This is a genomic window from Sinorhizobium arboris LMG 14919, from assembly GCF_000427465.1.
In the GTDB taxonomy this organism is placed as follows: domain Bacteria; phylum Pseudomonadota; class Alphaproteobacteria; order Rhizobiales; family Rhizobiaceae; genus Sinorhizobium; species Sinorhizobium arboris.
The window spans coordinates 1006687-1032944 of sequence record NZ_ATYB01000008.1 but is presented as its reverse complement, the minus strand read 5'-3'; the positions used below and the strand labels follow the sequence as shown (position 1 = coordinate 1032944).

At 63.0% G+C, this 26258-nt stretch carries 30 protein-coding genes and 1 pseudogene; 18 read left to right on the top strand and 13 right to left on the bottom strand.

Going from position 1 to position 26258, the window contains the following annotated elements:
* Positions 1-22 precede the first annotated feature (22 nt).
* The 3 genes from SINAR_RS0105425 to SINAR_RS0105415 are packed head-to-tail and all read left to right on the top strand — an operon-like array spanning position 23 to position 1921.
* Positions 23-553, top strand: coding sequence for a c-type cytochrome, methanol metabolism-related (locus SINAR_RS0105425; protein ID WP_027998130.1), 531 nt, complete (start codon positions 23-25; stop codon positions 551-553).
* Positions 510-1379: a substrate-binding domain-containing protein gene (locus SINAR_RS0105420; protein WP_027998129.1), complete on the top strand. Its 870-nt coding sequence runs from the start codon at positions 510-512 to the stop codon at positions 1377-1379. Before SINAR_RS0105425 ends, SINAR_RS0105420 begins: the two co-directional genes overlap by 44 nt.
* Positions 1376-1921, top strand: coding sequence for a PQQ-dependent catabolism-associated CXXCW motif protein (locus SINAR_RS0105415; protein WP_027998128.1), 546 nt, complete (start codon positions 1376-1378; stop codon positions 1919-1921). The genes SINAR_RS0105420 and SINAR_RS0105415 overlap by 4 nt, the downstream gene beginning before the upstream one ends.
* Positions 1922-1960: 39 nt before the next feature.
* Here SINAR_RS0105415 and SINAR_RS0105410 read toward each other — a convergent pair whose 3' ends face one another.
* Complete coding sequence (locus SINAR_RS0105410) at positions 1961-2470, bottom strand: DUF3280 domain-containing protein (protein WP_027998127.1); 510 nt, start codon at positions 2468-2470, stop codon at positions 1961-1963.
* A gap of 125 nt (positions 2471-2595) precedes the next feature.
* On the opposite strand from SINAR_RS0105410, the gene SINAR_RS0105405 reads away from it, so the two are divergent.
* From SINAR_RS0105405 to gfa, 9 genes are all read left to right on the top strand, one after another.
* On the top strand, positions 2596-3783 hold the full coding sequence (locus SINAR_RS0105405) for a lanthanide ABC transporter ABC transporter substrate-binding protein PedA1 (protein ID WP_027998126.1): 1188 nt from the start codon (positions 2596-2598) through the stop codon (positions 3781-3783).
* 1 nt (position 3784) lies between these two features.
* Positions 3785-4759, top strand: a complete 975-nt coding sequence (locus SINAR_RS0105400) for a YVTN family beta-propeller repeat protein (protein ID WP_027998125.1) — start codon at positions 3785-3787, stop codon at positions 4757-4759.
* A gap of 53 nt (positions 4760-4812) precedes the next feature.
* Positions 4813-5256, top strand: coding sequence for a cupredoxin domain-containing protein (locus SINAR_RS0105395; protein WP_050577439.1), 444 nt, complete (start codon positions 4813-4815; stop codon positions 5254-5256).
* 63 nt (positions 5257-5319) lie between these two features.
* Positions 5320-6291, top strand: a complete 972-nt coding sequence (locus tag SINAR_RS0105390) for an ABC transporter substrate-binding protein (RefSeq protein ID WP_027998123.1) — start codon at positions 5320-5322, stop codon at positions 6289-6291.
* Complete coding sequence (locus SINAR_RS0105385) at positions 6284-7045, top strand: ABC transporter permease (protein WP_027998122.1); 762 nt, start codon at positions 6284-6286, stop codon at positions 7043-7045. The genes SINAR_RS0105390 and SINAR_RS0105385 overlap by 8 nt, the downstream gene beginning before the upstream one ends.
* Positions 7042-7689 (top strand): ATP-binding cassette domain-containing protein, encoded by a 648-nt coding sequence (locus SINAR_RS0105380; RefSeq protein ID WP_027998121.1) that lies wholly within the window; start codon positions 7042-7044, stop codon positions 7687-7689. Before SINAR_RS0105385 ends, SINAR_RS0105380 begins: the two co-directional genes overlap by 4 nt.
* Positions 7676-8404 carry a lanthanide ABC transporter ATP-binding protein PedB/LutE gene (locus SINAR_RS0105375; RefSeq protein WP_027998120.1) on the top strand — a complete coding sequence of 243 codons (729 nt, stop codon included), beginning with the start codon at positions 7676-7678 and terminating at the stop codon, positions 8402-8404. The genes SINAR_RS0105380 and SINAR_RS0105375 overlap by 14 nt, the downstream gene beginning before the upstream one ends.
* On the top strand, positions 8401-9192 hold the full coding sequence (locus SINAR_RS0105370) for a lanthanide ABC transporter permease protein PedC (protein WP_027998119.1): 792 nt from the start codon (positions 8401-8403) through the stop codon (positions 9190-9192). Before SINAR_RS0105375 ends, SINAR_RS0105370 begins: the two co-directional genes overlap by 4 nt.
* A gap of 120 nt (positions 9193-9312) precedes the next feature.
* Positions 9313-9882, top strand: a complete 570-nt coding sequence (gene gfa / locus SINAR_RS0105365; protein WP_027998118.1) for an S-(hydroxymethyl)glutathione synthase — start codon at positions 9313-9315, stop codon at positions 9880-9882.
* Between the two features lie 258 nt (positions 9883-10140).
* Here gfa and SINAR_RS0105360 read toward each other — a convergent pair whose 3' ends face one another.
* The 9 genes from SINAR_RS0105360 to SINAR_RS0105320 are packed head-to-tail and all read right to left on the bottom strand — an operon-like array spanning position 10141 to position 19396.
* Positions 10141-10731 carry a thioredoxin family protein gene (locus tag SINAR_RS0105360; protein ID WP_027998117.1) on the bottom strand — a complete coding sequence of 197 codons (591 nt, stop codon included), beginning with the start codon at positions 10729-10731 and terminating at the stop codon, positions 10141-10143.
* 3 nt (positions 10732-10734) lie between these two features.
* Positions 10735-11421, bottom strand: coding sequence for a ribulose-phosphate 3-epimerase (rpe, locus tag SINAR_RS0105355; RefSeq protein WP_027998116.1), 687 nt, complete (start codon positions 11419-11421; stop codon positions 10735-10737).
* A complete protein-coding gene (cbbX, locus tag SINAR_RS0105350; protein ID WP_027998115.1) occupies positions 11418-12353 on the bottom strand; it encodes a CbbX protein in 936 nt (311 codons plus the stop codon). The genes rpe and cbbX overlap by 4 nt, the downstream gene beginning before the upstream one ends.
* Before the next feature lie 11 nt (positions 12354-12364).
* Positions 12365-12754, bottom strand: coding sequence for a ribulose bisphosphate carboxylase small subunit (locus SINAR_RS0105345; protein ID WP_027998114.1), 390 nt, complete (start codon positions 12752-12754; stop codon positions 12365-12367).
* A 39-nt stretch (positions 12755-12793) separates the two neighbouring features.
* Positions 12794-14254 (bottom strand): form I ribulose bisphosphate carboxylase large subunit, encoded by a 1461-nt coding sequence (locus SINAR_RS0105340; RefSeq protein WP_027998113.1) that lies wholly within the window; start codon positions 14252-14254, stop codon positions 12794-12796.
* A gap of 32 nt (positions 14255-14286) precedes the next feature.
* The gene (fba, locus tag SINAR_RS0105335) at positions 14287-15366 is read right to left on the bottom strand and encodes a class II fructose-bisphosphate aldolase (RefSeq protein WP_027998112.1); all 1080 of its coding nucleotides are present in this window, start codon (positions 15364-15366) and stop codon (positions 14287-14289) included.
* 2 nt (positions 15367-15368) lie between these two features.
* Positions 15369-17456: a transketolase gene (gene tkt / locus SINAR_RS0105330; RefSeq protein ID WP_027998111.1), complete on the bottom strand. Its 2088-nt coding sequence runs from the start codon at positions 17454-17456 to the stop codon at positions 15369-15371.
* Between the two features lie 10 nt (positions 17457-17466).
* Positions 17467-18336, bottom strand: coding sequence for a phosphoribulokinase (locus tag SINAR_RS0105325; RefSeq protein WP_027998110.1), 870 nt, complete (start codon positions 18334-18336; stop codon positions 17467-17469).
* Positions 18337-18346: 10 nt separating this feature from the next.
* On the bottom strand, positions 18347-19396 hold the full coding sequence (locus SINAR_RS0105320; RefSeq protein WP_027998109.1) for a class 1 fructose-bisphosphatase: 1050 nt from the start codon (positions 19394-19396) through the stop codon (positions 18347-18349).
* Between the two features lie 101 nt (positions 19397-19497).
* On the opposite strand from SINAR_RS0105320, the gene SINAR_RS0105315 reads away from it, so the two are divergent.
* The 6 genes from SINAR_RS0105315 to pqqE all read left to right on the top strand — a co-directional run bounded on the left by SINAR_RS0105315 (position 19498) and on the right by pqqE (position 24014).
* A complete protein-coding gene (locus SINAR_RS0105315; protein WP_027998108.1) occupies positions 19498-20439 on the top strand; it encodes a LysR family transcriptional regulator in 942 nt (313 codons plus the stop codon).
* Between the two features lie 342 nt (positions 20440-20781).
* Positions 20782-20877, top strand: a complete 96-nt coding sequence (pqqA, locus tag SINAR_RS0105310) for a pyrroloquinoline quinone precursor peptide PqqA (RefSeq protein WP_003528714.1) — start codon at positions 20782-20784, stop codon at positions 20875-20877.
* A gap of 41 nt (positions 20878-20918) precedes the next feature.
* Positions 20919-21830, top strand: a complete 912-nt coding sequence (pqqB, locus tag SINAR_RS0105305; RefSeq protein ID WP_027998107.1) for a pyrroloquinoline quinone biosynthesis protein PqqB — start codon at positions 20919-20921, stop codon at positions 21828-21830.
* A complete protein-coding gene (pqqC, locus tag SINAR_RS0105300) occupies positions 21827-22597 on the top strand; it encodes a pyrroloquinoline-quinone synthase PqqC (RefSeq protein WP_027998106.1) in 771 nt (256 codons plus the stop codon). Before pqqB ends, pqqC begins: the two co-directional genes overlap by 4 nt.
* Entirely contained in the window at positions 22594-22890 is a 297-nt protein-coding gene (gene pqqD / locus SINAR_RS0105295) for a pyrroloquinoline quinone biosynthesis peptide chaperone PqqD (protein WP_027998105.1), read from the top strand. The genes pqqC and pqqD overlap by 4 nt, the downstream gene beginning before the upstream one ends.
* The gene (gene pqqE / locus SINAR_RS0105290; RefSeq protein ID WP_027998104.1) at positions 22887-24014 is read left to right on the top strand and encodes a pyrroloquinoline quinone biosynthesis protein PqqE; all 1128 of its coding nucleotides are present in this window, start codon (positions 22887-22889) and stop codon (positions 24012-24014) included. The genes pqqD and pqqE overlap by 4 nt, the downstream gene beginning before the upstream one ends.
* Positions 24015-24080: 66 nt before the next feature.
* Here pqqE and SINAR_RS0105285 read toward each other — a convergent pair whose 3' ends face one another.
* The 3 genes and pseudogenes from SINAR_RS0105285 to SINAR_RS01000000133070 form a co-directional block, all read right to left on the bottom strand.
* Complete coding sequence (locus SINAR_RS0105285) at positions 24081-24320, bottom strand: tautomerase family protein (RefSeq protein ID WP_027998103.1); 240 nt, start codon at positions 24318-24320, stop codon at positions 24081-24083.
* Between the two features lie 54 nt (positions 24321-24374).
* A complete protein-coding gene (locus SINAR_RS0105280; protein ID WP_027998102.1) occupies positions 24375-25088 on the bottom strand; it encodes an SDR family NAD(P)-dependent oxidoreductase in 714 nt (237 codons plus the stop codon).
* Positions 25089-25230: 142 nt separating this feature from the next.
* Positions 25231-26161 (bottom strand): annotated as a pseudogene (locus tag SINAR_RS01000000133070) (LysR family transcriptional regulator).
* Positions 26162-26258 lie beyond the last annotated feature (97 nt).

Sequence of the window (26258 nt, the reverse complement as noted above, 5' to 3'; positions counted from 1 at the left end):
ACCAGCCCCAGAAGGACGCAAGATGACCAGAACAAGAACTGCCGTACCGATGATCCTCGCCGTATTGACGTTTATGGCAGGCGCCGCAGTCGCAGAAGATGCGCCAAAGGACAACATCACCGCTGTGCGCGACGAAAACGGGCGCTACTACACCGCCGACGACGTTCCCACCTTCAAGATCGCCGAGGACGGCACGGTCGACTGGCTGACCTATTCGGGCTTTCGACGCTACCACTCGGAATGTCACGTCTGTCACGGCCCGGAGGGCGAGGGGTCGAGCTACGCGCCGGCCTTGAAGACCTCTGCGATAAACATGGACTACTACGATTTCGTCGATGTCGTCACGAACGGACGCAAGAAGGTGAGCGCTGCCGAGAACTCGGTGATGCCGGCCTTCGGCGAGAACGTCAACGTGATGTGTTATCTCGACGACATCTACGTCTATCTGAAAGCGCGCGGAGCCGATGCGCTGTCGCGGGGGCGTCCGGCCAAGAAGGAAGCGAAATCCGATGCGATCAAGGATGCTGAAAAGGCTTGCCTCGGTCACGAGTAGCCTCTTGGCGGCAGCCGGCTTTTTGCTGCTGACGGTCGCCGGCAATGACATGGCGGTAGCTCAGACATCGGACCTGGTGTCGAAGACAGCGTTTCGGGTCTGTGCCGATCCGGCCAATCTGCCGATGTCGGACCGCGCCGGTACGGGATACGAGAACAAGATCGCCGAACTGATGGCATCCAAGCTCGGGCTGCCGCTGGAGTACACCTGGTTTCCTATGGCAACCGGTTTCGTCCGCAAGACCCTGCAGGCCAATGCGTGCGATGTGGTCATCGGTTTTGCCCAGGGCGACGAACTGGTCCTGAACACCAACCACTACTACACCTCGGCCTATGTGCTGATCGTTGCGTCGGGCGGTCCGCTGGCCGGCGTCACGACGCTTGCCGACCCTCTTCTCAAGGACAAGCGGATCGGCATCGTCGCGGGAACGCCGCCGGCGACCCATATGGCGAGAAACGGCCTGCTGCCCAAAGCCAAGGGATATCACCTGATGGTCGACCGGCGCTACGAGGACCCTGCCGACGACATGCTCGCGGACCTGGAATCCGGCGCTATCGACGCGGCCATCCTCTGGGGACCGATCGGCGCACCGCTCGTCAAGGCGAGCCATCCGGACCTGAAGGCGACCCCGCTCCTGTCGGAGTCCACGCCGCCAAGGCTCTTCTACCGCATCACCATGGGCGTGCGGCAGGGCGAGAAGGTCTGGGAGCGCAAGCTGAATTCCCTCATTCGTCGCAATCAGGCCGAGATCAACGCGATCCTTGCTGATGCCGGCGTGCCGCTCCTGAACGATATGGGAACCGGCCCGCTCGAGGCGACAAAATGATCCGCCTGCGGCTCCATCCGCTGGTCCTGCTCCTGCTTGTCGCCTTGCCCGCGGCGGCGGCCGAGGAGCCTGCCGGCTACCGGCAGAGTGAGTACCGCGCCGAGGTGCCTGCGACGCTTTCCGGGGCGACCGTCGTGTCGACCGAAACTGCCCATGCGTTGTGGAAGACGGGTCAGGTGGCCTTCGTCGACGTCCTGCCGCGGCCGCCGAAGCCCGCCGAGCTCCCCGAGGGAACGGTCTGGAACGAGAAGCCGCGCCGGTCCGTTCCATCCGCGCTATGGCTGCCGAATGTCGGTTATGGCCGGCTGGCCGACGTCATGCACCACTATTTTCGTGCCGGTCTGGAAAAGGCGACTGATGGCGACAAGGACCGGCCTGTACTGTTCTTCTGCCTCGACCGCTGCTGGATGTCGTGGAATGCAGGCAAGCGCGCCTTGGAGTACGGCTATAGGCGTGTCTTCTGGTATCCCGCAGGCACCGATGGCTGGACGGCGGCAGGCTATCCGACGGAACGGGTCGAACCGGAGCCGGGCGGCCGGTGACGCGAACGCCGTGCCCGTAGCGGCACGCGCGTCGTGCATTCATGATTTGAAGAAGTGGTTTTTCAAGATGTAGCGAATGCCCCGCAGCCAGCTGTCGTCGGTGTTCGACCGGATGTCGACGGCAATGCCGCGCAGGATCTCGCCGGAACCCACCTCGCGAAGAACGAGATTGATCGAAAGCACGAGGTTGGAGACCTTCCGCACCTCGCCGACAAGCACGTAGTCCGCGCCAAGCCGCTCACCCATGCGCACGTCACAGCCATAACAGTCGGCCGGGTTGACCGTGCTGGCGAGCTCGGTCGCCACGGGATCGTTCGAAAGGACGACGAATCCCTCCTGAGCGAAACGATCGCGCGTGGTATTCTCGATGAGCTGGAGCCGCGCCGTCTCGTCTGCGCGCACCCCATTATATGCGCCCTCCGTAGACAGATCGACGAAGGTCATGCCCAGGAACGCCACCTTGGCCCCGCGCGTCAGCGGGGTATCCGGCGCAGCCAGGGCAAGCGCTGGAGAAAGCATCAAGGCAAGTGCTAACAGGGTTTGCCGCATGGGTCGAGCCTAGCACACGCAACTCGCTAAACTACGCTCCTTAAGTATCGGTTTTGCGGCACATATTGCGCTGTTAGTCTCCATCTCCGAGGGAGTGTCAGGGAGATTGGGAGGTCGTTCCGGCAATGCCTAACCTATCGCTTTTGCTTGCCGTTTTCTGGACGACGGTGCTGGTCACGTCCCCGGTGCAGGCGGTGGAGGTGAAGACGGCTGTGCTGCGGATCGATCGTGCCGCCGGTCCGCCGATCTCCAGGCTCGATGCGCCGCCGGCCGATCTGGGCTTTGCCGGTGCCATGCTGGGGAACGAGGACAACCGGACGACCGGCGCCTTCACGGGCATGGACTACACAGTGAAAACGCAGGCAGTCGCGCCGGAGCGAGCAGAGGCGGCGCTCGACGGCCTGAAGGCGGAAGGAGTCGGCCTGATCGCGGTGATCGCCGAGGGCAGCATGCTGAAGGCGCTCTCCGACAAGGCCGGCCCGGACGTTCTGCTTTTCAATGCAGGCGCTCGCGACGACGGGCTGCGCGATGCCGATTGCCGGGCCAATGTGCTGCACGTCTCGCCGAGCCGTTCGATGCTCAGCGACAGCATCGTCCAGTTTCTCATATGGAAGAAGTGGTCGCGCATCCTGCTGATCCACGGCTCGCATCCCGAAGACAAGCTGCTTGCCGAAAGCTATCGCAAATCGGCAGCCAAATTCGGTGCTGAAATCGTCGAGGAGCGCGAGTTCGTCGACACCGGCGGAGGGCGGCGCACGGATACCGGTCATGTCATGGTGCAAAAGCAGATTCCCGTCTTCACTCAGGAGGCCGAGGAATATGACGCGATCGTCGCGGCCGACGAGGCCGGCGTGTTCGCGCCCTATCTGCCTTATCACACGTGGGATCCGAGGCCGGTTGCGGGCTCGGCGGGTCTGCGCCCGGTCTCCTGGCATCCTGCTCACGAGGCCTGGGGTGCGACCCAGTTCCAGCGCCGCTTCGAAAAACTCACCGGCCGCTACATGCGCGAGGAGGATTATCAGGCATGGCTTGCGATGCGGGTGATCGGCGAGGCGGTGACGCGGTCCGGCAAGGCCGATCCCGCGACTGTGCGGGCCTATGCTCTTTCCGAGGATTTCGAACTGGCTGCGTTCAAGGGGCAGAAATTGACCTTCCGCACCTGGAACGGACAGTTGCGGCAGCCGGTCCTTTTGACCGAGGGCCGGGTGACCGTTTCCGTCTCGCCACAGGACGGCTTCCTGCACCAGCATTCCCCACTCGACACGCTGGGTATCGATGCGCCGGAGACGGCCTGCCACGTATTTGGAGGATAAGATGCTCAGAACCGCACTGGCGATCATGTCTGCCGTTCTGCTGTCTGCCGGCTCCGCCGAGGCCAACAAGGTCTTCGTGAGCAACGAGCGCGGCAACAGCGTGACCGTGCTCGACAGTGAAAGCTGGGAAGTGATCGCCACGTTTCCGGCCGGAAACAGACCGCGCGGCATCACCATCAGTCCCGACGGCAAAGAACTCTATGTCTGCGCGTCTGACGACGACACCGTCCGGGTCTTCGATCCTGAGACCTACGAAGAACTGCACACTCTCCCGTCGGGTCCGGATCCGGAGCTTTTCGCCCTCGATCCTTCGGGCAATCCGCTCTACATCGCAAATGAGGACGACAATCTCGTGACCGTCGTGGACGTCAAGACGCATCAGGTACTGGCCGAGGTGCCCGTCGGCGTCGAGCCGGAGGGTGTCGCCGTCAGTCCGGACGCCAAGACGATCATCAATACATCTGAAACCACCAATATGGCGCATTTCATCGACGCCTCGACCTACAAGATCGTCCACAACGTGCTCGTGGACCAGCGGCCGCGTTACGCGGAGTTCACGGCGGACGGCAAGAAGCTCTACGTCAGCGCTGAGATCGGCGGCACGGTTTCCGTGATCGACGTGTCGGCGGCCGAGCCGAAAATCACCAAGAAGATCACGTTCGAAGTGCCGGGTGTTCTGCCGGAGTGGCTGCAGCCGGTCGGCGTCAAGGCCACCCGGGACGGCTCGCGCATCTTCGTGGCGCTTGGACCCGCAAACCGTGTCGCAGTGATCGACGGGGAGACCGACGAAGTGCTCGATTACCTGCTTGTCGGGCAGCGGGTCTGGCAGATGGCATTCACGCCGGGCGAGGAATTCCTGATCACCACCAATGGCAATTCCAATGATATCAGCATCATCGACGTGAAGGCGGAAAAGGTGATCCGCTCGGTTCAGGTGGGCGAGCAGCCCTGGGGCGTCGTGGTCGCGCCGGATTGAGGGGGAGCAGTGGACAGATACCAATGGACAGATACCAATGGGGAGGATTCATCGTGCGTAAATCGGTTCTTGCGGTGCTCGCCGCGCTCTTTCTGGCGAGTCCGGCCGTTGCCGCGCCGCTTTGCAGTGACTTCGGCTTTGCCGGGCTGCTTGCCAAATGCAACCGCGGTGAGCCGATCGAGATCACGCTCGCGTCAGGGAAACCGCTCGGCAAGGGTGCCATTACGCTGCAGTCCGGCGCATACTACGAAATGCGGATCACGGCGGACGGATCGGCGGAGCTGGCGATCACCGGTGCGCCGTTCTTTCGTGCGATCTGGATGAACGAGATCGTCGTCAACGGCATAGAGGTTCGCCCAATGGCGATCGACAGTCTGGAATTCGACGAAGCCGGCACGGCAACTCTGTCCTTCATCGCGATAAAGCCGGGCAGCTACGAAGTGAAAATTCCGGAAACCTCCAGCGACAGCCAGAAAGTATCGATTTCGATACAGTGAAACTGTCGCCCGAGAAGTCCGCGGGACAGGGCGCGCGAAGGTGGCAGTTCCGGGGAGGAAAAAATGAAGATCTTGAGACTGATCGTGGCCGCTTGCCTGTTCGCATTCGGACCGGCTGCGGCCGCAGCCGAGGAGCTGCCGCAAATGCGGGCGGCCATGCTTGCATCGGGAACCGTCAACTGGGAAATATCCACCATCAAGACCCACGAATTCGACCGTAAGAACGGTTTCGAGCTGGCAGTCCGGGACTACGCGGACAACGGCGCGACGCGCGTCGCCTTCGAGGGCGGTGAGGCCGACACCATGGTGGCTGACTGGATCTGGGTGGCCAACCAGCGTGCCGCCGGTAAGGATTATGTTTTCATCCCCTATTCGCGGGCAGTCGGCGGCCTGATGGTCAAGGACGACAGCGGCATCAAGGCGCTGCCGGATCTTGCCGGCAAGAAGATCGGCATTGCTGGAGGTCCGCTCGACAAGAGCTGGCTGATACTGCGCGCCTATGCCAAGCAGCAGCATGGCATGGATCTCGCATCCGAAACCGAGCAGGTGTTCGGCGCTCCGCCTTTGATCTTCAAGTCGGCGCTGTCAGGCGAGACGGCGGGTACCATCAATTTCTGGCACTTCCTTGCGAAGATGAGGGCCAAGGGCATGCATGAGCTGATCTCCGTCTCGGATGCTGCGGCGGCACTCAAGCTCGATCCTGACACGCCGCTCCTCGGTTATGTGTTGAAGGGAGAATATGCCGCGGTCCATCCGGAGATCGTGAAGGGGCTTTACAAGGCCTCGCGCGCGGCCAAGGATCTGCTGCGCAGCGATGACGAGGTGTGGGAGGAATTGCGGGACAAGATGAATGCGGCCGATGACGCTGAATTCATTGCCCTGCGCGATGGATATCGCGCCGGCATTCCGAGCGGCAAGCCGATCGACGAGGCGGCGGCCGACCGGTTTCTGCGGCTGATGGCGGAACTTGGCGGAGAAGAGCTCGTCGGCAAGGCGACAAGCCTGCCTAGCGGATTGTTCCTGCACCTTGAATAAGACGCTGCAACATCCTGCCTTGGTGCGCGCATTGTCGCTGGGGCTGCTGTTGCTGTTGTGGATAGCGGCCGCCGGCTTCACGGACGACGCGTCCGTCCTGCCCCAGCCCTGGGCGCTTTTGGCACCCTTCGCGCAAGCGTTCAGTTCGGGCGCGTTGCCCTATCACCTCGGCATGACGCTGTGGCGTGTGGTTTGCGCATTCGTGCCGGCCATGGTGATCGGCGTGGCGATCGGCTTCCTGATGGGGCGGGTTGCCTCCGTCGATCGATGGCTCGACCCGTGGCTCGTCGTGTTTCTGAACCTGCCGGCACTCGTGCTCATCGTGCTGTGCTACATCTGGATTGGCCTCAACGAAGCGGCCGCCATTACCGCTGTCGTGCTGAACAAGATCCCGAATGTCGCGACGCTTCTGCGCGAGGGTGCCCGGGCGCTGGACCCGGACCTCGACTCCATGGCTGCGGTTTATCGCATGCGTCCGCTGGCGCGGCTGCGCCACGTGATCATGCCGCAGCTTGCGCCGTTCATTGCCGCTGCCGCCCGGTCCGGCATCGCCGTGATATGGAAGATCGTGCTGGTGGTCGAGTTTCTGGGCCGCTCCAGCGGGATCGGATTCCAGATCCATTTCTATTTCCAGCTTTTTAACGTTGCCATGGTGCTCGTCTATGCGCTTTCCTTCATCGGCGTGATGCTGCTGGTGGAGGCATTTTTCCTGCAACCGGCCGAACGCCGGGTGCGGCGCTGGAGGGCGGCGTGATCAAGGTCGATGTCAGCCGAAAGGCGTTCGGCGAAGAGGAGGTCCTGCGGGACATCCGTTTCGAGATGGAGATCGGGGAGACCGTTGCCATCCTCGGCCCGTCGGGCATCGGCAAATCGACGCTGCTCAGGCTCATCGCCGGCATCGACACCGCTTTCGACGGTGAGATTACCCGACCGGAAAACATTGCCATGGTTTTCCAGGAACCCGTCCTTCTGCCGTGGAGAAGCGTCATCGAGAACCTGACACTGGTGCATCCGCAACTCGGCACGCAAGGTGCGCTCTCGGCGCTGGAGCGGACCGGCATTCTCGACAAGGCCGGGCTCTTTCCCGGACAGCTGTCGCTCGGCCAGCAGCGGCGCCTGGCACTCGCGCGGGCCTTTGCCGGACGGCCGGAGCTTCTGGTCATGGACGAGCCCTATGTGTCGCTCGATCCCGCGATGGCCGAGGATATGTTGACGTTGACCGAGGCGCTGATCGCGGAAACCGCCCCAGCGGTCATTCTCGTGACCCATTCGGAGGCCGAGGCTCGGCGGCTTGCCCGGCGTTGCCTCCGTCTCGCCGGAAAACCGGCGACGATTGTCGATGAGTTTGCGGCAGGACCGGCGCCGGCCTCCCGGGAAGGACACCATGATCGGGCTTGAGATCAGCCATGTCAGCTACAGCTACGGAAAGTCCAAGGCGCTCGACGATGTCAGCTTCTCCGTGGAGACCGGCCGGTTCTGCGCGCTGCTCGGGCCGAATGGGGCGGGCAAATCGACGCTGTTCGCTCTCCTGACCCGGCTGCTCGCGACGAGCGCGGGCAGGATCGGTGTCGCCGGTTTCGACATAGCCCGCGAGCCGCGTGCGGCGCTCGCGCGCATGGGGGTGGTGTTCCAGCAGCCTACCCTCGATCTTGACATTTCGGTGCGGCGCAACCTGCGCTATTTCGCAGGGCTTCATGGCTTGTCGGGTCGGCAGGCCGCTGTGGCGATCGAATCGGCGCTGACGCAGCTCGGCATGGCCGAGCGGGCCGACGAACAGGTACGTGCGCTCAACGGCGGTCACCGGCGGCGCATGGAGATCGCACGGGCCCTGATCCACAAGCCGCAGATCTTGTTGCTCGACGAGCCGACGGTCGGGCTGGACGCTGCCGCCCGGCAGGCGATCACCGATCATGTGCATCTGCTCGCCGAGAGCGGGCTGGCGGTGCTCTGGGCGACCCATCTGGTCGACGAGATCCGGCCGACGGATCAGGTCGTGGTGCTGCATCGCGGCAAGGTGCTGAGCGATGGCAGCGCCGGAGAGCTCTCGGGCGGGCAGGGGCTCGCCAAGGCGTTCCTGTCGATGACGGCCGAGGGGCGGGAGGTTCCGGCATGAAGGCATGGCTGATCGCGCTTTCAGCAATCGTCACCCGGGAAAACCTGCGCTTCGTCCGCCAGCGCGGACGGTTTCTGGCGGCGCTCGTCCGCCCGCTCGTCTGGCTGATCGTTTTTGCCGCCGGCTTCCGCGCTGCGCTCGGCGTGTCGATCATCCCGCCCTACCAGACCTATATCACCTATGAGGTCTACATCCTTCCGGGCCTTTGCGGGATGATCCAGCTCTTCAATGGCATGCAATCTTCGCTGGCGCTGGTCTATGACCAGGAGATGGGGTCCATGCGCCTCCTGCTGACCTCGCCTCTGCCGCGCTGGTGGCTGCTTTTCTCGAAGCTTCTGGCCGGGGTGATCGTCTCCATCCTGCAGGTGGCGGTGTTCCTGGCAATCGCGGCGCTGACCGGCATCACCGTGCCGCCGGTCGGCTACGTCGCGGTGCTGCCGGCCCTGGTCATCAGCGGACTGATGCTCGGTGCCTTCGGCCTGCTGATATCCTCGACCGTGCGTCAACTCGAGAACTTCGCCGGCGTCATGAACTTCGTCATCTTTCCGATGTTCTTCCTGTCCTCCGCACTTTATCCGCTGTGGAAGATGGCCGAGAGTTCTCCGCTGCTGCGCGACATCTGCGCCCTCAATCCATTCACCTACGCGGTCGAGCTGATACGCTTCGCGCTATACGGCGAACTCAATTTGACGGCACTCGCCTGGGTCGGCGCATGCTTCGTCCTGTTCATGCTCGCCGCACTCTGGGGCTACAATCCTGCCCGCGCCATGCTTCGTCCAAAAGGCTGAAGCCGGGCGCCATCTGGGCGTCCGACGCCGAAAACCGACACTTTCCGCTATATTGCCGCGAGCCGCATTTCAACTGATCCTGCTTGCGAACGAAGGACGTTCAAAGCCGAGGAGGAACCAATGCTCAAGCTACATCCGTCCATCGACAACGGCTTTCCGCCTGCCAGTCCAGGCTTTGCCGGCGGTACGCTGAAATGCAAATGCGCCACAGATCCGGTGACCGTGCGGATCGGCTCGCAGACGGCGCACAACCATGCCTGCGGCTGCACCAAATGCTGGAAACCCGAGGGCGCCATTTTTGCGCAGATCGCCGTCGTCGGCCGCGACAACGTGGAGGTCACCTCGGGTGCGGAAAAATTGCAGATCGTCGACCCGAGCGCGACGATCCAGCGTTACGCCTGTCGCGACTGCGGCACGCACATGTATGGCCGGATCGAAAACACCAAGCACCCATTCTACGGTCTCGATTTCGTCCATACCGAGCTTAGCAACGAAACGGGCTGGTCGCCCCCTGAATTTGCTGCCTTCGTTTCCTCGATCATCGAAAGCGGAGTGAACCCGGAGAGCATGCCGGAGATACGGGCACGGCTGAAGGAACTCGGCTTGCAACCCTACGATTGCTTGTCTCCGCCTCTGATGGACGCGATCGCCACGCATATCGCCAAACAGACCGGCGCCCTGCCGGCCTGACCTGTCGACATGGGGACTCCGCTCCGCCAGCCGACCGTCTCCTCCCTCGGACCCCGCCCGTCGCCTCTCATCGAAGAGGCATTTCGACGGGCGGGGCTGAGGCGTTTCCGCGGTCGCTTTCTATCCTGTCCTGTCACAGGAATTCAGTCAGCCGAGTTCCTGGTCTGAATTCTCTTCCGCGCCGCAGACGCGGCGCTGCTGCGACGAGAGCCAGTGGTATCGACGGGTCTTTGCTCGGATGTCGTGCGTCGTGGCGTATCAGAAGACGCGTGGCGCGATGGTGAACGGCTGAAAAGCCGAAATCTTCCATTTGATGGTACAGCCTATGGAAGGCTGCTGCTCGGCCGGTCCCTTGCCGAACAGCGCGACCATGACCATCGCCTCGTAGAGATCGCGTCTGAGATCGGCAGGACCGATCTCCTTGCGCGAGGCGTCCAGCCGCCCGCGATATTGCAGCCTCATGTCCTTGTTGAAGCCGAAGAAGTCGGGCGTGCAGACGGCGCTGTAGGCCTTGGCGACGGATTGGTCCTCGTCGTGGAGATAAGGAAAGGGCAGGGCATTTTGCGAAGCGAAGCGCCTCATGTTTTCGAACGAGTCCTGCGGGTAATTGCCGGCGTCGTTGGAGTTAACGGCCACGAAGCCGATCCCATGGGCCCTGAGGTCGATCGCGTCCCGCACGATCCGGGCGATGACCGCTTTCACATAGGGGCAGTGATTGCAGATAAAGGCAACGACCAGCCCCTTCGGGCCGGTCTGCTCGAATATGGAGTGGGTGAAGCCATCGACGCCGGGAAGCTTGGCGTCGATGGCAGGCCAGCCGAAATCACAAAGGGGCGGTATAGCGGCCATGGTTCACGCTGCCTTCCTGATGGCCCCATCGGAGGCGGCGCGGATGGCGGCGATGTTCCTGGCGTAGTGCTCCTCGCCGCCGCCCTTGAATACCGCCGAGCCGGCAACCAGCACATCGGCCCCGGCCGCGGCAACGAGCGGTGCGGTTTCCGGCGTCACGCCGCCATCTATTTCTATGTGGATCGGACGGCCGCCGATCATCGACTTCACCCGCCGCACCTTGTCGACCACGGCCGGAATGAAATCCTGACCGCCGAAGCCCGGATTGACCGTCATCAGGAGGACGAGGTCCAGCCGGTCCAGCACATATTCGATGACGCTCTCCGGCGTCGAGGGATTGAGCGATACGCCCGCCTTGCAGCCGACGTCGCGGATGGCCTGCAGCGAGCGATCAAGATGCGTGGTCGCTTCGGCGTGCACGGTGATGATGTCGCAGCCGGCACAGGCGAAAGCGCCGAGATAGGGCGTGGGTGGTGCGATCATCAAATGGCAATCGAACACCTTGTCCGTGCGGTCCCGCAGCGCCTTGATGACCGGAGGGCCGAAAGTGATATTGGGCACGAAGTGGCCGTCCATCACGTCGAGATGGATCCAGTCCGCACCGGCCCGGCATACGGCCTCGACCTCTTCGCCGAGCCGCGAGAAATCGGCCGAAAGAACGGAAGGGGCTATGATGGTTTTCTCATTCATGGCGCTGTCCCCGTATGGCTGGGCTCGACTGTGGCGAACACGCGGCTTGCGGCAATGTCCCGAGCGGTTATGGTCGACAGCTGTTCGGCATCGACCGGTCCGGCGCTTTCCTCGAACAGGCGGTTCGCCTGTCGCAGCCGGGCCCGGTCGAGCGCGTTGCGAATCGAGCGCGCATTAGCGAAATGCGGCTGGCGCCGGCGGCGCGCGATATAGTCGCTCATGACGGCAGACGCCTTGCTGTCGAAGCGGTACCCCTGCCGGCTGAGCATGCTCTCGGCGATCGACAGCAGTTCCTCGTCGTCATAGTCAGGGAAGTCTATGTGGTGGGCAATACGCGAGCGGAAACCCGGATTGCTCTCGAAAAAGCGATCCATGCGATCGGCATAGCCGGCGAGAATGACGACCAGGTCGTCGCGGTTGTTCTCCATCACCTGCAGCAGGATCTCGATCGCTTCCTGACCGTAATCGCGTTCGTTGTCCGGGCGGTAGAGGTAATAGGCCTCGTCGATGAAGAGCACGCCCCCCATCGCCTTCTTCAGGATCTCCTTGGTCTTGGGTGCGGTGTGGCCGATATATTGTCCGACCAGGTCGTCGCGCGTCACCGACACCAGATGGCCCTTGCGGATATAGCCGAGCCTGTGCAGCAGGTTGGCCATGCGCAGCGCCACAGTCGTCTTGCCGGTGCCGGGGTTCCCCGTGAAGCTCATATGCAGCGATGGCGGCTCATGGCTGAGGCCCATTGCGCGGCGGGCCCGCTCGACGAGAAGCAGTGCCGCCGTCTCGCGGATACGCTGCTTCACGGGTTTCAAGCCCACGAGTTCCCGGTCGAGTTCGTCGAGGATTTCGGCGACGCCGGAGGCTTGGTATTCCTCGGCGAGGTCGACCGAAGTCGGCAGGCTCTCGGTGGTAGATGGAGCATCCGGCATCAGCATTGTCGCTCCTCCTATCGCTGCGTTTCCCACATATAATGCTGGCTGCGGCCGTTGCTCTCGGTCCGGGTCATCCTGAGACTGGGCTCGTTATCGGGGCGGTTGACGATGAAGGACATCGTCACCGTCTCCAGGCCGCGGCTGGAATCGAAGGCGTTGAGGCGGATATAGTCCTGCGGATGGGCCTTGCGGCAATCCTCCAGTTCCATCATCACGCCCTTGGCGTCCTTGAGATCGAACATGGGATTGCCCCACATTTCCCAATAGGTGTTTCTGGGATGGGGGTCGTCGGTATATTCGACGCCGATCGCCCAACCCTTTTCGAGGCAGTATTCTACCTGTGCCGTGATCTGCTCGTCGGTCAGGTCCGGCAGGAACGAGAAGCATCCCTGGGTGATACGCATGTCGTCTCTCCTTCTCTTGTGCCCGTCAGGTCAGGTCCGTCAGGCCGCGGTTACGCTCGGCACGAAATCCGACGTGTCGGTCGGGGTGTAATTGAAGCTGATATTGCCCCAGGTATCGAGGGCCGCTTCCAGCGGCTTGCACCACTTTGCCGCCGCCCGCAGGATCTCGGGACCTTCGTGGGCGATGTCGCGGCCCTCGTTGCGCGCAAGCACCATGGCTTCCAGCGCGACCCGGTTTGCGGTGGCTCCTGCCTGGATGCCCATGGGATGCCCGATCGTGCCGCCGCCGAATTGCAGCACGACGTCGTCGCCGAAAAGATCGAGCAACTGGTGCATCTGGCCGGCATGGATGCCGCCCGAGGCGACGGGCATGACCTTCTTGAGGTCGGCCCAATCCTGGTCGAAGAAGAGACCACGCGGAAGGTCGACCTCGTTCTTCATCTCGCGGCAGACATTGTAGTAGCCCTGCACCGTCAGCGGGTCGCCCTCGAGCTTGCCAACGGCCGTGCCCGCATGCAGGTGGTCGACGCCGGCGAGCCGCAGCCATTTGGCGATCACGCGGAAGGAGATGCCGTGATTCTTCTGGCGCGTATAGGTGCCGTGACCGGCGCGGTGCATGTGCAGGATCATATCGTTCTGCCGGCACCATTCCGAGATCGACTGGATCGCCGTCCAGCCGACGATGAGATCGACCATGACGATGACGGAACCGAGCTCCTTGGCGAATTCGGCGCGGCGGTACATCTCCTCCATCGTGCCGGCAGTGATGTTGAGATAGTGCCCCTTGACCTCGCCGGTGACTGCGGAAGCGTGGTTGACGGCCTCCATGCAGTAGAGATAGCGGTCGCGCCAATGCATGAAGGGCTGCGAGTTGATGTTCTCGTCGTCCTTCATGAAGTCGAGACCGCCCTTCAGCCCCTCATAGACGACGCGGCCATAGTTCTTGCCCGACAGGCCGAGCTTCGGTTTGGTCGTGGCACCCAAAAGTGGCTTGCCGAACTTGTCGAGCCGTTCGCGCTCGACGACGATGCCCGTCGGCGGGCCCCTGAAGGTTTTCACATAGGCGACGGGCAGGCGCATGTCCTCGAGCCTTGCCGCCTTCAGCGGCTTGAACGAGAAGACGTTGCCGATGATCGATGCCGTCAGATTTGCGATCGATCCCTCCTCGAAGAGGATGAGGTCGTAGGCGACATAGCAGAAATACTGCCCCGGCGTTCCCGGCACCGGATCGACCCGATAGGCCTTGGCGCGGTATTGATCGCAGGCCGTCAGGCGATCGGTCCAGACGACCGTCCATGTGGCCGTCGAGCTTTCGCCGGCGACGGCCGCGGCCGCTTCGATCGGATCGACGCCGTCCTGCGGCGTGATCCGGAAGAGCGCGATAAGGTCGGTATCCTTCGGCTCGTAGTCTCCGTTCCAATAGCCCATTTGCGCATATTTCAGCACGCCTGCCTTGTAACGTTCGCGGCCCTTGATCTCAGTCTTTGCGTCGGCGTTCATAGTATGGGGTCCTTTCCTCTGAATGGATGCGATCAGGCGGCTTCAGACCGCGCCGTCTGGGGGTTCAGGGAGCCGCTTGCGTAGCGGCGGGCCATCTCCGACATCGGCACGACCTTGATGCGGGATGCATTTCCGGCGGTTCCGAAGGCCTCGAAGCGGGCCTTGCAAACCGCCGACATGGCGTCCATGGCGGGTTTCAGGAATTTGCGGGGATCGAACTCCGCGCGGCTCGTGTCGGCGACGCGGCGAAAGGCAGCGGCCGCGGCCAGGCGCAGGTCGGTGTCGATATTGACCTTGCGTACGCCGAAGCGGATGCCCCGGACGATCTCCTCGACAGGGACGCCGTAGGTCTCGCGCATCTGACCGCCATGGGCGTTGAAAACGTCCTGCCATTCCCGCGGCACGGAGGAGGAGCCGTGCATGACGATATGGGTGTCCGGCAGCCGCTCATGGATCTTCTCGATCACCTCCATGGCGAGGACCTCACCGTTGGGCTTGCGGGTAAACTTGTAGGCCCCGTGCGATGTGCCGATGGCGACGGCCAGCGCATCGACGCCGGTCTCGGCGACGAAGCGGGCGGCTTCGTCCGGATCGGTAAGCAACTGCGAACGGTCGAGCGCGCCTTCGAAGCCGTGGCCGTCCTCTGCCTCGCCATGGCCGGTCTCGAGCGATCCGAGGCAGCCGAGTTCGCCTTCGACCGAGGCGCCGACCATATGCGCGAGACGGCTCACCTCCGCCGTGATCGCGACGTTATAATCGTAGTCGGCGGGGGTCTTGGCATCCTCCTTCAGCGAACCGTCCATCATCACCGAGGTGAAGCCGTGCTGGATCGCCGTGAGGCAGGTCGCGACATTGTTGCCGTGATCCTGATGGATGCACAGCGGGATGTCCGGATACATCTCTTCGAGTGCTTCCATCATCTTGGCGAGCATGACGTCCTTTGCGTAGGAGCGGGCGCCACGCGAGACCTGGAGGATCACCGGAGCATCGCAGGCGCGCGCCGCCTCCATGATTGCCAGCCCCTGTTCCATGTTGTTGATGTTGAATGCCGGCACGCCATAGCTGCGTTCGGCGGCGTGATCGAGCAATTGGCGAAGCGTGATGCGGGCCATTGTCATGCCTCCTCGGATGATCTGACGATATGGGCGACCGTTTGCGGGCCGGTGCGGCCGCCTATGGGCGGCGTTTCCGGGTATGCCCGGCGGAGAAGCTCCAAGGCTTCTGCGACGACATGGTCGGCGGTAATGCCGAAATGCCGGTAGAGGTCTCCGGCCGGCGCCGAGGCACCGAAGCCGGTCATGCCGACGAAAGCACAGTCGGGGCCTATCCAGCGGTCCCAGCCGAGGCGACCCGCCGCCTCGATGGCGATGCGCGGTGCATCTCCGAGGACTTGGCTGCGATAGGCCGCGTCCTGAGCCTCGAACTTCTCCCAGCACGGCATGGAGACGACCGCCGCTGCTATCCCTTCTTCGGCCTGCAGGCGCTCCGCTGCAGCGACGGCGATCTCGACTTCGGATCCCGTGGCAAGAAGCGTGATGTCCCGGTCGCCGCGCGCTTCCCTCAGGACATAGGCCCCGAGCGCCGACAGGTTCTCGTTCCCGTCCGTCCGGCGCAGCATCGGCAGGGCTTGCCGCGAAAGGGCGAGGACGCTCGGCGTCTTCTTTTCGCCAAGCGCGATCTCCCAGCATTCTGCCGTCTCGATGATGTCTGCCGGACGGAAGACGTTGAGGTTGGGCGTGGCGCGCAGCATGGCCAGATGCTCGACCGGCTGGTGGGTCGGCCCGTCTTCGCCGAGCCCGATGGAATCATGGGTCAGCACGTAGATGACCGGCAGGCGCATCAGGGCCGAAAGGCGCATCGCACCGCGTGCATAGTCGGAAAAGACCAGGAAGGTGCCGCCATAGGGAATGAAACCGCCATGCAAGGCAATGCCGTTCATGGCGGCCGCCATACCGTGCTCGCGGATGCCGTAATGCAGGTAGCGGCCCTTGAAATTGCCCGGCGAGATGGGCTGGGTCTGCGAGGTCAGCGTCAGGTTGGAGCCGGTCAGGTCGGCCGAGCCGCCAATCGTCAAAGCGGTGGCGCCGTTGATGACCTCCAGAGCCATCTGCGAGGCCTGACGCGTCGCGACCTTCGTAGCCCTTGTGCGATGCGCCCTCCGGAATCTTGCAAGCAGATCGCCGAGCTCGCCATCGAGCTGCCGCTCTATGGTCTGCTCGTAGCGCTTTTTCGAGCGCGAAGCGTCAAGGCGGATTTCCCAGGCCTCCCGGGCCATGCGGCCCCGCGCCGCCACCTTTTGCCAGGCGGCCTTGATCTCGGGCGGAACGAAGAAGGGCGGATGCGGCCAGCCGAGTTTTTCGCGCGTGGCAGCGATCTCCTTTTCGCCGAGCGCCGCGCCGTGGATCTTGTGCGAGCCCTCCATGCTGGCGGCACCCTTGCCTATCCGAGTGCGGCAGGCGATCAGCGACGGCTTGCGGGTCCGGCGCGCCCGTTCGATGGCCTTTGCCACCGTATCAGGGTCGTGGCCGTCGACCGCTTGCGCGTCCCAGCCGGCGGCGCGGAAACGCGCAAGCTGGTTCATCGAGGTGGAGAGATCGGTTGAGCCGTCGATCGATATCCGGTTATCGTCCCACAGCACGATGAGCTTGCGCAATTTCAAATGTCCGGCAAGGTCGATTGCCTCGTGGCTGATCCCCTCCTGCAGGCAGCCGTCGCCGGCGACCACGTAAGTGAAGTGGTTGCAGAGCGCACTGCCGAAGCGGGCGGCCATCATCTGTTCGGCGATAGCCATGCCGACAGCGGTCGAGATCCCCTGACCCAGCGGGCCGGTGGTGGTCTCGATACCGAGGGCATGGCCATATTCGGGATGGCCGGCCGTCTTCGAGCCGAACTGGCGGAACGCCGAGAGCTCCGCCATCGGCATGTCGGCAAAGCCGATCAGGTGATGGATGGCATAGAGCAGCATCGAGCCGTGGCCGGCAGAAAGGACGAAACGGTCGCGATCCGGCCAGTCGGGCCGCGAGGGATCGATTTTGAGGAAGCGGTTGAAGAGCACGGTCACCGCGTCGGCCATGCCCATCGGCATGCCGGGGTGGCCGGAATTGGCCTTTTGCACGGCATCCATGGAAAGAAACCGGATGGCATCGGCCATGCTGCCCTCCGATGCGGCGGCGCGGGATCCGATCTGCTGCGAAACATTCATGATGTTCTCCTCACGACATGCGGTGCTTGCGCTCAAGCAGCTTGTGGATGAGCGGGGTGAAGATCAGCTGCATGGCGAGATCGAGCTTGTCGCCCGGCACCACGATGGAATTGGCGCGCGACATGTAGCTGTTGTGCAGCATCGACAGCAGGTAGGGGAAATCGATGCTTTGCGGTTTGGCGAAGCGGATGACCAGGATGGATTCGGCGGGTGTCGGTATCCAGCGCGCGATGAAGGGATTGGACGTGTCGACGATCGGCACGCGCTGGAAGTTGATGTCCGTCAAAGAAAACTGCGGGCAGATGTAATTCACATAGTCGGGCATGCGCCGCAGGATCGTGTCGGTCACGGCCTCGGTGGAGTAGCCGCGGGTCGCCTTGTCGCGGTGGATCTTCTGGATCCATTCGAGATTGATCACGGGGACGACGCCGATCTTCAGATCGCAATGCTGCGCGAGGTTCACGGTGTCGGTGACGGCGCAGCCATGCAGCCCCTCATAGAACAGAAGGTCGCTGTCGCGGAGTTCTTCCCAGTCCGTGAACGTGCCGGGGTCCGAGCCGAATTTCGCGGCCTCGGCCTCGTCATGCACGTAGTGACGGGTGCGCCCGACCCCGCGCCGGCCATATTCTGCAAAGACGCTTTCGAGGATTTCCAGTTCGTTCGCCTCGGCGGAGAAATGCGTGAAGTCGACGCCTCTGGCTTTTTCCTCGGCTATCCTGCTGCGCATCGTTTCCCGGTCGTAGCGATGAAAGGCATCGCCTTCGATGAAGGATGCCGAAATGTTCTCACGCTTGAAGATCTTTTCGAACGTGTCCTTGACGGTCGTGGTGCCGGCGCCGGACGAGCCCGTGATCGAGATGATTGGATACTTGGCTGACATGCTGGTCTCCTCAGGCGCGGAACAGACCGCGCTTGCCGAAGAGCGGAGCGCGTTCGCCGATCATGTTCGGGTCGACGTGGTAGCGGGTGATGCGCGCCACCTCGCGGCGCGAACCGAAGACCAGCGGCACGCGCTGGTGCAGATCTTCCGGAACAAGATCGAGTATGCGGTCGACGGATGTCGTGGCTGCGCCACCGGCATTCTCGACGACGAAGGCGATCGGGTTGGCCTCGTAGACCAGCCGCAGCCGTCCCTGGCTGTATCCCTTCCGGCCGTCGGCGGGGTACAGGAAGATCCCGCCGCGCATGAGGATGCGATAGGTTTCCGCAACGAGCGAGGCGATCCAGCGCATGTTGAAGTCCCGCTCGCGGGGGCCCTCGGAGCCAGCCAGGCAGTCGTCGACATAGAGCCGGATCGCTTCTTCCCAATGCCGGTAATTCGACATGTTGATGGCGAATTCGTTTGCGCGCTCCGGGATGCTGACCGACTTGCAGGCCTCGACGAAACATCCGAGCCTGCTGGAGAAGATGAAGATCTCCGTGCCCCTGCCGAGCGACAGCACGAGAGCGGTTTGAGGTCCATAAATGAAGAAGCCCGCCGCCAGTTGCCGGCTTCCCGGTTGCAGGAAGGACTGGGAGGGGTCCACGTCCGGCCCCTTGGCGGCGGGAAGCACGGAGAAGATCGTGCCGATGGAGACGTTGTTGTCGATGTTCGACGAGCCGTCCAGCGGATCGATGGCAACCGCGAGGCGTGCAGCCGGATCGAGCAGGACGGGGTGCTCCAGTTCTTCCGAGGCATAGCATGCGACGGGGGCGCCTTGCAGCGACGACAGGAATTGGTCGTCGCACAGGATGTCGAGATCCTTTTGCAGATCGCCATCCGTGTTGCTGCCGCCGCGGGTGCCATTGAAAGCGGTGCCGAGCGCTCCCTGGCTGACGAGCTTGCGGATGTCGAGGGCGGCCTTCGCCAGCCTCTGGATCACGGCGGCGACATCCCGCGAGATGTCGTCGCAGCGGGCCGTGTATGAAGCGAGGTGAGCTTCGAGAGTTGCGCCTGACATGATGTCTCCTCCACACGCTGTCGAGGGAAGGATGGCGCAAAAGGGGAGTTTGTAAAATTTATTCGTTTGACTTCATAAGTTAAATTTTCTTACTCTGAGCCATGCGCAACGTGACCTTCCGCCAGCTCCGCACCGTCGAAGCCGTTTGCCGGTTGGGAAAGATCAACCTTGCCGCCGAAGCCTTGGGATTGACCGGACCGGCGCTCACCCTGCAGATTCAGCATCTGGAACGGGATGCCGGTGTTGCGCTCTTCGACCGCACGCGCGGCGGCATGGTGCCCACGGCTTACGGCCTTGCCTTTCTTGAGGCTGCGCGGGCGATCGAGGACAGCCTCATCGCCCTCGAGGATTCGATCGACGCCATCAAGGGGCTCAGAACAGGGCGATTGCGCCTCGGAGTCGTATCGACCGGGAAATATTTCGCGCCGCAGCTGATTGCCGCCTTTCGCGATCAGGTTCCCGCCGTGGAGATAAATCTCTTCATCGGCAACCGCGCCGAAATCATCGCCAAGCTGCGGGACCACGAGATCGACATCGCTCTGATGGGGCGGCCGCCGCGTGACTTCGAGGTGCGGGCGCAGGTATTTGGCGATCATCCCCTGGTCTTCATCGCTCCCTCCGGTCACCCGCTCGCGGGCATGCTGGAGATTTCACGGGACCGGATTGCGCAGGAACAGTTCCTCGTGCGCGAAAAGGGATCGGGAACACGGATATCGCTCGAGATCTTCCTGAGCGACACGCCGCACGAGCTTGAGGAGCTCGGCACGGAGATCGCCTCGAACGAGACGATCAAGCAGGCCGTCATCGCGGGTCTCGGGCTTGCCTTCATCTCGGCCCATACGATCGAGCAGGAGGTGAAGCTCGGCCGGCTCGTGATACTCGATGTGGTCGACACGCCGATCCGCCGGCAGTGGTTCACCGTATCGCGCCTGGACCGTGCCGCGACACCCGCTATGCAGGCCTTCGAGCGGTTCGTGCTGGCCTCCGGCGCCCGCTATCTGCCGGTCGTCAGCAAGCCTTATCCGGCCAACGCATTCGGCTAGATCACGATGATTTTAGACCTGTTCGGCCGGAAGTTCGTGAACACGACCGGTACTGGCGCGTTAGAGCGCCATGCGGGCGAAAAGCGGCGCCGACCGACACCTAGGTCGTAATTGTGGGGTACCACATCGCTTGCTACCATGCGCCCCAAGAGGAGATTGCACTTTGCCGAAAAGCCCGGCCACGGCGCCGCCGGGCTCTGCCGGAGCAGCGAATTGTCGTTCCGGCCGTTCACCGGTCAGGGCCTGCTACGGGCCCTGCCTGGTTTCATGCCCGCCCCGACCGCACGGGCGCCTGCAGGAACGGGAGCGAGCACAACGACCCCACGGGCGAATGGAGGAAGTATGGCCTGGCATAAACCGAAATTCATCGAAGTCAGCTGCGCTATGGAAATCACCCGCTACGCTCCTGCGGACGGGGATGAACCGATCCTCTTCTGAAGGCCAGCTCGACGAGGATCGGTAAAGCATCAGGTATTCCGGTGAACAAAACGTCCGATCTTCGTGTCATCGTCTTGGGGGCCGCCGCCGGCGGCGGTCTCCCGCAATGGAATTGCGGCTGTCCCAACTGCGCGATGGCGCGCGATCCGAGCTCGGGGCTCAAGCCGCAAACACAGTCGTCGCTTGCGGTGAGCCTCGACGGCGAGAGTTGGACCGTCTTCAACGCCTCTCCGGACATCCGCCAGCAAATCCAGACCAATCGCCAGCTGCAACCGTGCCGCCTGCGCCACAGCCCTATCGAGAGCGTGGTGCTGACCAATGGCGACATCGATCATCTGGCAGGACTTCTCGTTTTGCGGGAGAAACAGGCATTCACACTGTTTTCGACCGGCGCAGTCGGCCGGATCGTCGCCGACAACCCGGTCTTCCAGGTCCTCGATCCGCAGTTAGTTTCAAGGAAGACCATCGAAATCGATGAGGCATTCTCGCCGCTTCCAGGACTTGAGGCACGGCTTTTCGCCGTTCCGGGCAAGGTGCCGCTTTTTCTGGAAGATGGGGAGCCCGATCTGGGCATCGAGGGCGAGCACACGGTCGGTGTCGAGCTGGGGGCGGGCGGCAAGCGGATCTACTACATTCCGGGCTGCGCCATGATGACGGATAGCCTCGCCGCGCGTCTGCGCGATGCCGATGCGGTCTTCTTCGACGGCACCCTCTTTTCCGATGACGAGATGATTCTGACCGGCACGGGCCGCAAGACCGGCCGCCGCATGGGACACATGCCGATCGACGGTGCAGGCGGCAGCCTCGATGCGCTCGATCCCTTGAACATCCGGAGAAAGATCTATGTCCATATCAACAACACCAACCCGGTCTGGCGCGTCGGCAGCGAGCGCCACCGCGTCGAGGCCCTGGGTTTCGAGATCGGTTATGACGGCATGGAGGTCCGGCTGTGACGACGGCAACTGACAAGCAAGCATTCCATGCCCGCCTGCTGGAGGTCGGCAAGGAGCGTTACCACGACAGGCATCCGTTTCATGCGATGCTTCATGGCGGCGGCTGCACGACGACCCAGGTCCGCGCCTGGGTGATCAACCGCTATTATTATCAGAGCCGCATTCCCATGAAGGATGCGGCCTTCCTGTCGCGTTGCGACGACCCGGATATGCGCCGGGCCTGGCGCTCCCGCATCGAAGATCATGACGGCGGCGTCGAAGAAGGCGGCGGCATCCGTCGCTGGTTGCGTCTCGCCGAAGCCGTGGGGCTCGATCCCGCCTATGTCGCCTCGGCAAGGGGCGTCCTGCCGTCGACCCGCTTTGCCGTCGACGCCTATGTCTCCTTCGTGCGTGAGAAGCCGCTCCTCGAGGCGGTGGCATCCTCGCTGACCGAGCTTTTTGCGCCGAAGATCCACTCGGAGCGCATTGCCGGCCTGCTGGAGCATTACGCCTTCGCCGATGATGCGGCGCTCGCTTACTTCCGCCAGAGGCTGGCGGAGGCGCCCCGGGATGTCGAGTTCGGCCTTGCCTATGTTCTCGACCATGCCGACACGCGGGAAAAACAGGACGCTGCCGTTCAGGCTCTCACCTTCAAGACGGAGGTCCTATGGGCACAGCTTGATGCACTTTATTCGGCCTATGTCGCGCCGGGGCGCATTCCGCCGGGGGCCTGGGACGGCGAGGAAGGGGTGATCCGCGACCCGAGAGCGCGGGAGGCAGCGGAATGACGGCCGACGTGCCCGTGATTTCAGGATCGAGTGTCGTCAAGCTGGCGCGAGGGGTCCGGTTGCACGAGGATACGGTTCGCGGCCAGACCGTGCTGCTGGCCCCGGAACGGGCCATGGCCGTGGACGACATCGCCGTCGCGATCGTTCAGGCGCTTGACGGCGAACGCAGCCTCGACCGGATCGCGGCCGACTTTGCCGAGAAGTTCGACGCCCCCGTCGAAGAGATCGCCGAGGACGTCAGGACTTTCGTCCAGGAGCTCTCCGTCCGCCGCATGCTGGAGATCGTCCGATGAGCGACATTATGGCAGGGCCAGCCGAGACCGAGCGCGCCATGCCGCGTGTTCCGCCTCCCATGGCCATGCTGGCGGAACTGACGCATCGCTGCCCGCTCGCCTGTCCCTATTGCTCCAATCCGATCGCCCTGACGCAAGCCAAGGAAGAACTGTCGACAGAGGAATGGACAGGCGTCTTCGCGCAAGCCGCCGATCTCGGCGTCCTGCATCTGCACCTGTCGGGCGGGGAGCCGGCCGCGCGCCGCGACCTTGTGGAATTGACGCAGGCGGCGAGTTCGCTCGGCCTCTACACCAACCTGATCACATCGGGCGTGGGATTGACGGAGGTGAGGATGAGCGGCCTCGCCGAAGCCGGGCTCGACCATATCCAACTTTCCGTCCAGGGCGTTTCTCCCGAAAGTGCCGACCGGATCGGCGGGTACAAAGGCGGCTATGAACGGAAAATGGCGGTCGCAGGCTGGGCGACCGATGCCGCCATACCGCTGACGCTGAATGCCGTCTGCCACAGACAGAACATGGGCGAGATCGATGAGATGATCGAACTGGCGATCCGGTTGAAGGCGCGCCGCATCGAAGTCGCCACCGTGCAGTTCCACGGTTGGGCCGAGCGCAACAAAGAGGCTCTCATGCCGACGCGCGAGCAGGTGGAGCGCGCCACGCGCACCGTCGCCGAAGCGCGCGTGAAGTATGAGGGCATATTGGTGATCGACTATGTGCCCGCCGATTATTATTCGAAGTATCCAAAGGCCTGCATGGGCGGCTGGGGCCGCGTCGGCTTGAACGTCACGCCGTCGGGGCGGGTGCTCCCATGCCACGCCGCGGAAACTATTCCGAGCCTCTCCTTCGAGAACGTGCGCGAAAACTCGCTTTCCAGCATCTGGTATGACAGCGCCGCCTTCAATGCGTATCGCGGCGAGGACTGGATGCCGGAGCTCTGTCGGAGCTGCGAGCGCAGGAAGGTGGATTTCGGTGGCTGCCGCTGTCAGGCGATGGCGCTTGCCGGCGACGCGAGCGCAACGGATCCGGTTTGCATCCGATCGCCGCTTCGCGAAAGCCTGACGCGCGAAGTGGAACAGCTTTCGGCGCCGTCGGCCGTCGCCATGAATTATCGCGGCCGGGCGTAGCCGTAAGCGGTGCCGGCACGCTTCACTGGTCGGACGGTGGAGCGTGCCAGACAGATGTTGCCGGCTTCAGGATTGTGCCACGTCGGCGCGTTTCCGGCGGTACTGCACTGTCGGGAGGCCACCCCAGCCCCAATTATCAAGATCGACTTCCTCGATAACCACATAGGTGGATTCGAGCGGCTTGTTCAGGACATCGCGGAGCACCTCGCTGACGCCCCTGATGATCGCGGCCTTCTCCTCGGCGGTGACCGAGTTGCGGCCGGGTGCGCTTCCCTCGCGGGTAACCTGTACGGTGACGATAGGCATCGTAGTCTCCTTTGCGGTTTTGGTTCGTGTTTCCTCACGGGGGCGATATGCCGTTTACCGGCGCCCGGCGTTCTGACCGCCGTCGACATGGAGGATCTCGCCGGTGATGAATCCCGCGTTTTCGAGGTAGAGGACGGCATCGACGATGTCGCGAATTTCGCCCATCCGGCCGACCGGGTGCAGGCCGGCGAGCGTCGAATGCGTCTCAGCCGGATGCATCGGGGTCTTGATTACCCCTGGGGAAACCGCGTTGACGCGAATGCCGCTCCTGGAAAACTCCATCGCCAGCGACCGGGTCACCGCGTTCAGGCCACCCTTGGTGAGCGATGCGAGCGCGGAGGGCATGCCGACCATCGGCTGATCGACGAGGCTGGTGGTGATGCTGACAATATGACCCGAACCCTGTTTCAGCATTTCCGCTGCCGCACGCCGGGTGATGTGGAAGAAGCCGGCGACATTCACCCCGAGATTGTGGTCGTAATCCTCCTGGGTCATTTCGACGAACGGCTTGGCGAGGAAAACGCCGGCATTGTTCACCAGAGAGTCGATGCGGCCGAACCGCTCGATCCCCTCGCGCACGATCCGGTCGGCGGTCTCCGGTTTGCTGATGTCGCCCGCGACGGTATGGATATCCGGATCGGCGCTCGGTTCGATGGACCGGGAGGTCGCGACGACGCGGTAGTTCCGTTCACGATAGGCGCGAACCAGACCGGCGCCGATTCCTTGCGAGGCGCCGGTGATGACGACGACTTTCTGTTCGTTACGCATGATGTGATCCTTTCTCGATCGCAGCGGCCGCTTCCGGCGTCCGCCCTCCGCCCTCCGGCGTTGGTGCAATCGAAATTAGATCGATGCGTTATCTGGGAGAATTGTCGCTACTTGATCGACACTCGACCGAATATCGGCACAATCAGGTGAGCGTGCCAGCCTCCGCTGCCATGCGCGCAAATTCGGAACGCAGACGCGGCGCCGCAAAGTCGAAAGGCGCGAACCTTGGGTACCGACATTCGGCCCTGCGGCGCGATGAGATGCACCGGCAGGGGCGGGTGCTCGGCGTCAGCGAGCACGATCTCGAGGCGCCCGTCTCTTACATATTCCGCCACGTGATAGGAATAAAGCCGCGTCAGGCCGCGCCCGGCAACCGCCGAAGCGGCGGCAGCGCGCACGCTGTTGACGATGCACCTCGGCGTAAACTGGATCGTTCTCGGGATCGACGAGCCCTTCGCCGGTGTGAAGCTCCAGGACTCCAGGCCGAAATTGGTGAAGGCCAGGATCTGGTGCTTGGCGAGATCGGCCGGTTCTTCGATGCGGGGGTGATTGGCGAGGTAGCGAGGCGAGGCGACCACGACGCGCCGCACATCGCCGCCGAGCCGGGTGGAGATGAGCGACGAATCCGCCAGTTGACCGATGCGCAGCGCAATGTCGACGCCTTCGTCCACCAAGTTGACGAAGCGATCGAGGAGAAGAAGTCGGACCGAAACGGTCGGGTAGAGATCGAGGAAATCGTCCAGGATGGGACGAACTATTTCCTCCCCGAGGACTGGTGGCGAAGAAATCGTCAATATCCCACGGGGGGCGGAGCGTTCCCCTCCTGCGAGCATGTCGGCTTCCTCGAGATCGGTCAGTACCCGTCGGCAGGCGGACGCATAGCGTTGGCCTGCTTCGCTCAGCTTGAGAGTGCGGGTGGTCCGATGCAGAAGCTCGACGCCCACATGCGCTTCAAGGAAGCTCAAGGCGCGGCTCACCGCCGTCGGCGAGCGCTTCAGGCGGCGGGCCGCCCCGGCGAGGCTGCCCTCGTCGATCGCCGCGACGAAAACTTTCATTGCATCGATACGGTCCATTATTCTGCCGATCCCCGGGATAGTGACTGCCACGGAGCGAGTATTCACCCGAAAACGGCAATGCGCAAATAATGGTGGCAAAGCTGTGCTGGCCGGC

Excerpts from the sequence above, each read along its gene's own strand:
- pqqE (WP_027998104.1), top strand. The coding sequence starts at position 22,887 with ATGAGCGACATTATGGCAGGGCCAGCCGAGACCGAGCGCGCCATGCCG.
- SINAR_RS0105415 (WP_027998128.1), top strand. The coding sequence starts at position 1,376 with ATGATCCGCCTGCGGCTCCATCCGCTGGTCCTGCTCCTGCTTGTCGCC.
- fba (WP_027998112.1), bottom strand. The coding sequence starts at position 15,366 with ATGGCCCGCATCACGCTTCGCCAATTGCTCGATCACGCCGCCGAACGC.
- SINAR_RS0105390 (WP_027998123.1), top strand. The coding sequence starts at position 5,320 with ATGAAGATCTTGAGACTGATCGTGGCCGCTTGCCTGTTCGCATTCGGA.
- pqqA (WP_003528714.1), top strand. The coding sequence starts at position 20,782 with ATGGCCTGGCATAAACCGAAATTCATCGAAGTCAGCTGCGCTATGGAA.
- SINAR_RS0105375 (WP_027998120.1), top strand. The coding sequence starts at position 7,676 with ATGATCGGGCTTGAGATCAGCCATGTCAGCTACAGCTACGGAAAGTCC.
- SINAR_RS0105340 (WP_027998113.1), bottom strand. The coding sequence starts at position 14,254 with ATGAACGCCGACGCAAAGACTGAGATCAAGGGCCGCGAACGTTACAAG.
- SINAR_RS0105325 (WP_027998110.1), bottom strand. The coding sequence starts at position 18,336 with ATGTCAGCCAAGTATCCAATCATCTCGATCACGGGCTCGTCCGGCGCC.
- SINAR_RS0105320 (WP_027998109.1), bottom strand. The coding sequence starts at position 19,396 with ATGTCAGGCGCAACTCTCGAAGCTCACCTCGCTTCATACACGGCCCGC.
- SINAR_RS0105405 (WP_027998126.1), top strand. The coding sequence starts at position 2,596 with ATGCCTAACCTATCGCTTTTGCTTGCCGTTTTCTGGACGACGGTGCTG.
- SINAR_RS0105360 (WP_027998117.1), bottom strand. The coding sequence starts at position 10,731 with ATGGCCGCTATACCGCCCCTTTGTGATTTCGGCTGGCCTGCCATCGAC.
- SINAR_RS0105400 (WP_027998125.1), top strand. The coding sequence starts at position 3,785 with ATGCTCAGAACCGCACTGGCGATCATGTCTGCCGTTCTGCTGTCTGCC.
- cbbX (WP_027998115.1), bottom strand. The coding sequence starts at position 12,353 with ATGCTGATGCCGGATGCTCCATCTACCACCGAGAGCCTGCCGACTTCG.
- gfa (WP_027998118.1), top strand. The coding sequence starts at position 9,313 with ATGCTCAAGCTACATCCGTCCATCGACAACGGCTTTCCGCCTGCCAGT.
- SINAR_RS0105280 (WP_027998102.1), bottom strand. The coding sequence starts at position 25,088 with ATGCGTAACGAACAGAAAGTCGTCGTCATCACCGGCGCCTCGCAAGGA.
- SINAR_RS0105410 (WP_027998127.1), bottom strand. The coding sequence starts at position 2,470 with ATGCGGCAAACCCTGTTAGCACTTGCCTTGATGCTTTCTCCAGCGCTT.
- SINAR_RS0105420 (WP_027998129.1), top strand. The coding sequence starts at position 510 with ATGCGATCAAGGATGCTGAAAAGGCTTGCCTCGGTCACGAGTAGCCTC.
- tkt (WP_027998111.1), bottom strand. The coding sequence starts at position 17,456 with ATGAATGTTTCGCAGCAGATCGGATCCCGCGCCGCCGCATCGGAGGGC.
- SINAR_RS0105370 (WP_027998119.1), top strand. The coding sequence starts at position 8,401 with ATGAAGGCATGGCTGATCGCGCTTTCAGCAATCGTCACCCGGGAAAAC.
- rpe (WP_027998116.1), bottom strand. The coding sequence starts at position 11,421 with ATGAATGAGAAAACCATCATAGCCCCTTCCGTTCTTTCGGCCGATTTC.
- SINAR_RS0105315 (WP_027998108.1), top strand. The coding sequence starts at position 19,498 with ATGCGCAACGTGACCTTCCGCCAGCTCCGCACCGTCGAAGCCGTTTGC.
- SINAR_RS0105285 (WP_027998103.1), bottom strand. The coding sequence starts at position 24,320 with ATGCCTATCGTCACCGTACAGGTTACCCGCGAGGGAAGCGCACCCGGC.
- SINAR_RS0105425 (WP_027998130.1), top strand. The coding sequence starts at position 23 with ATGACCAGAACAAGAACTGCCGTACCGATGATCCTCGCCGTATTGACG.
- pqqD (WP_027998105.1), top strand. The coding sequence starts at position 22,594 with ATGACGGCCGACGTGCCCGTGATTTCAGGATCGAGTGTCGTCAAGCTG.
- SINAR_RS0105345 (WP_027998114.1), bottom strand. The coding sequence starts at position 12,754 with ATGCGTATCACCCAGGGATGCTTCTCGTTCCTGCCGGACCTGACCGAC.